At 27.0% G+C, this 3,891-nt stretch carries 4 protein-coding genes; all 4 read left to right on the plus strand.

Going from position 1 to position 3,891, the window contains the following annotated elements; genetic code table 11:
• Positions 1-292 (plus strand): hypothetical protein (locus tag VJ881_09620; GenBank protein HKL76310.1); only part of this gene is annotated, 292 nt, incomplete at its 5' end.
• Positions 293-405: 113 nt separating this feature from the next.
• Positions 406-1,725, plus strand: a complete 1,320-nt coding sequence (locus tag VJ881_09625; protein ID HKL76311.1) for an MFS transporter — start codon at positions 406-408, stop codon at positions 1,723-1,725.
• Positions 1,726-1,827: 102 nt separating this feature from the next.
• Positions 1,828-3,015: a glutaredoxin 3 gene (grxC, locus tag VJ881_09630; protein ID HKL76312.1), complete on the plus strand. Its 1,188-nt coding sequence runs from the start codon at positions 1,828-1,830 to the stop codon at positions 3,013-3,015.
• A 193-nt stretch (positions 3,016-3,208) separates the two neighbouring features.
• Positions 3,209-3,891: undecaprenyl-diphosphate phosphatase (locus VJ881_09635; protein HKL76313.1), on the plus strand; the 683-nt coding region annotated here is incomplete at its 3' end.

Genomic DNA, 3,891 nt, shown 5'->3' on the forward strand with positions numbered 1-3,891 from the left:
AAATGAAGATTTTTTACCTGAGTCATTAAATATTTATTTGAAAAATGAGGCTATATACCTGGCTTCTTTTATAATTTATGAAAGATTTGGTTCAAATTCTGTAGTATCTCTACCATATAGACAAAATTTTAAATATAAAAAAATAAAAAAGAAAATATTAAGTCTTGATTTTGAAATTAAGAAAGAGTATAAATCGGAAATAGTTAAAATAAAGAAAACTTTTGGTAAATATGAAGATTTTGCTCAAATAGGTGATCAATTATGTTCATATCAATTAAAAGCTTTAAGATAGAGTTAACTCCAGCTTTGAATAATATTTTTGGATAAATTTTTAATAATAGCTCTTGTGCTGGAGTTCCCTCCAGAATATATACTTATATTAACGAATAAAACGGAGGGGTAAAAATGAGAGAGAAATTTAATAGAGAAAATGCTAACTTGTTTTTATTTTCATCTGGAAAGTTGATTTCATTATTTGGGACTGCTATTTATACTTTTGCTCTTGGATTGTATTTATTGAAAGCGACCGGTTCAGGTTTGACTTTTGCCACTAATTTAGTTTTATATACTTTACCAATGGTTTTGATTAATCCTTTAGCTGGAGTGTTGGCAGACAGAATAAATAAAAAAATAGTGGTGGTTGGTTCTGATTTATTAAATGGCATTTTTCTTTTAAGTGTTTATTGGCTGGCCAGCAAATTTGGCTTAAGTGTTATTTTAGTATATATTAGCACCTTTTTTATGACTGTACTTGCTGCATTTTTTAATATGGGAATAGAATCAGCAAAACCCAATCTGGTAAGAGATGAAAAGCTGATTAAAATAAATTCTATGGCAAGAGTGATTGAATCAGCTTCACATATAATTGGTCCAATGTTTGGAGGATTGATCTATGCTTTTATAGATATAAAATTGTTTATTTTGATAAATGGTATTTCTTTTTTACTTGCAGCATTAATGGAATTTTTTATTAATTATCAATTTAATTTAAAAGAAGAAGATAAATCAAATAAAGAGAAAGTTGATTTAAATAAGAAAATAAAAAATAAATTATGGTTAGAAATGAAGGAAGGATACAACTACATTTTTTCTCGGAAACATTTAAAAGCTTTAGTATATATATTTATAGCTTTAAATTTTTTCTTCAATTTTTCAGTAATTGTACCTTTACCATATTTATTAAATACTTTCTGGGAAGTAGATTCAACTATCTATGGTATTGTTCAGGGTGCATTTCCAGTAGGTATGATAATGGGTGCTTTATTAGTTAATAAAATAATTAAGAAAATTAGTTATAGTAAACTTTTAAAAAGAATAAGTTATTCTACTGGTTTTGGAGTTATAGCTTTTGGCTTTCCATTAATAATTTTTGCTGATAATCCAGGCCAAAATTTTATTTTAATTTATTATACGATTTTAATGTTAATGAGTGGAATAGTAGTTTCCTGGGTTGATATACCTGCCAATGTATTATTACAACGGATGGTTCCAGGAAGAATATTAGGGAGGGTAATTAGTGTAAAATTAAGTATTGTAAAATTAATTGTTCCTATTTCCCTGATTATATCTGGTTATTTGGTTAATATCATCTCTCCTCTTTATTTATTCATAGGTGGTTCTTTGATATTTTTAATTTTTAATTTCTGGTTTTTTCCATCTGGAATTGGAAAAAAGTTTATTAGTGTTAGTAATGAAAATATAGGTGTAGTTAAAAAAGCAAATTGAATTTTGTTAATAACTTAACTTAATTAATTTTATATCAATCATATAATAAAATATAAATGAAGTTATAAATAATTTATATAATTAAAAATAGAGGTGGTATTAGTGAAAAAAGATAAAAATATTGAAGTTTATTCAAAAGAATGGTGTCCTTATTGTAAAAAAGCAAAAGCTTTTTTGAAAAGTAAAGGACTGGACTTTATTGAATATGATATTAAAAAAGAAAATAAAATGGAAGAAATGCAGGAAAGAACAGGAAATAAAACTGTTCCTCAAATAATTATAAATGAAAAAAGTATTGGTGGATATGATGAGATGATTGCCTTGCAAAAATCAGGAGAATTTAATGAGCTTCTTGATATTGATAATGAAAATTATGAAAATAAAAATTGGGAACTAATAATTATTGGTGCAGGTCCAGCAGCTTTAAATGCTGCTCTTTATGGAGCAAGAAAAGGTATAGATTTACTTTTAATAGCAAAAGATATGGGTGGACAAGTAATTGATACCAATGAAATAGATAATTATTTAGGAAAAGAAGATATACATGGATCAGATTTAATATTTGATTTTTGGAATCATGTCCACAAATATAATATTTCTTCTTTAATTGGGGAAGAAGTAGTTGAAATCGCAGAAAGTAAAGATAAAAAGCTTATAAAAACAGATAATAATAAAGAATATAAAACTGATTCAGTGATAATAGCAAGTGGAACAGAAAAAAGACATTTAGGAATGAAACAGGAATATGTACTTAAAGGTAAAGGTGTACATTATTGTGCAAGTTGTGATGGTTTCTTATATTCTGGCCAACCTGTGGCTGTTGTTGGTGGAGGTAATTCAGGATTAGAAGCAAGTCTTGATCTGGCAAAAATTGATTGTGATGTTTCATTAATAGAAGTTGAAGATTCATTGATGGGAGATGAATATCTGCAGGAAAAAGTAAAGAAAAATGAAAAAATCACTGTATATACTTCAAATCAGGTCAAAGAAATAATCGGAGAAGATAAATTAAATTCTATTATAATTTATAATGATAATAATGATAAGAAAACTGAACTTGATGTTAATGGTCTTTTTGTTGAAATTGGTTTAGTTGCTAATACTGACTTTGTAAGTGATATAATTGATGTTAATCAATCTAAAGAAATTATTATTAATAATAAAAACGAGACTAATATTAAAGGAATTTGGGCAGCGGGTGATGTAACCAATATTAAGGATAAACAAATAATTACTTCTGCTGCAGAAGGAGCAAAAGCAGCTCTAAGAGTAAATGAATATCTCCAGTAAACTATATATTAAAAACATCTGATTTAGTTAGAATCCTCATAATAGGGGATTCTTTTTATTTTAAATTAATATAAAAATTAAAATCTTATTAAAAATGCAATTTAAGATTGGTATCTAAACATTTTTGGGATATAATATAATATATAAAGTATATTAAAAAATATTACATAAAATTTTAGGAGAGTGAAGAAAAATGAACTTTTTAAATGTAGTAATTTTAGGTATTGTCCAGGGGGTAACAGAATTTCTCCCAATTAGTAGTTCCGGACATTTAGTAATATTTCAACATTTTATGGATGTCAAAGAAGGTTTAACTTTAAATGTATTTTTGCATTTTGGTACTCTTTTAGCCGTTGTTTTAGTTTTTTGGGAAGACATCTGGGCAATGATTACTTTTAAGAAAAAATATCGCAAGTTAACTTATTATGTTATTATAGGTTCTATTCCTGCTGGAGTAATAGGTATTTTATTTGAAGATTTTTTTGAAAGGATATTTTCTACAGTTACAGTTGTAGGATTTGCCTTACTTGTAACTGGTACTTTGCTCTGGATTTCTGATAGAATAGAAATAAAGGAGAGAGATATGGAAGATATGCAATTGGCTGATTCAATTGTGGTTGGTTTTGCTCAGGCTTTTGCTATTATACCCGGGATTTCACGTTCAGGATCAACTATAGTTGGAGGTTTATTTAAAGGTTTAAATCGACAACTTGCTGCTAAATATTCTTTTTTATTATCAGTACCTGTAATTGGAGGGGCAACTTTATTAAAAATAAAAGATCTAGCTACTACTGGAATGGGAAATATTACTTCTCTAGAATTAATTGTTGGTACTTTATCAGCAGCAGTAGCAGGATATTTTTCTATTAAATTATT

Source organism: Halanaerobiales bacterium (assembly GCA_035270125.1).
Lineage (GTDB): Bacteria > Bacillota > Halanaerobiia > Halanaerobiales > DATFIM01 > DATFIM01.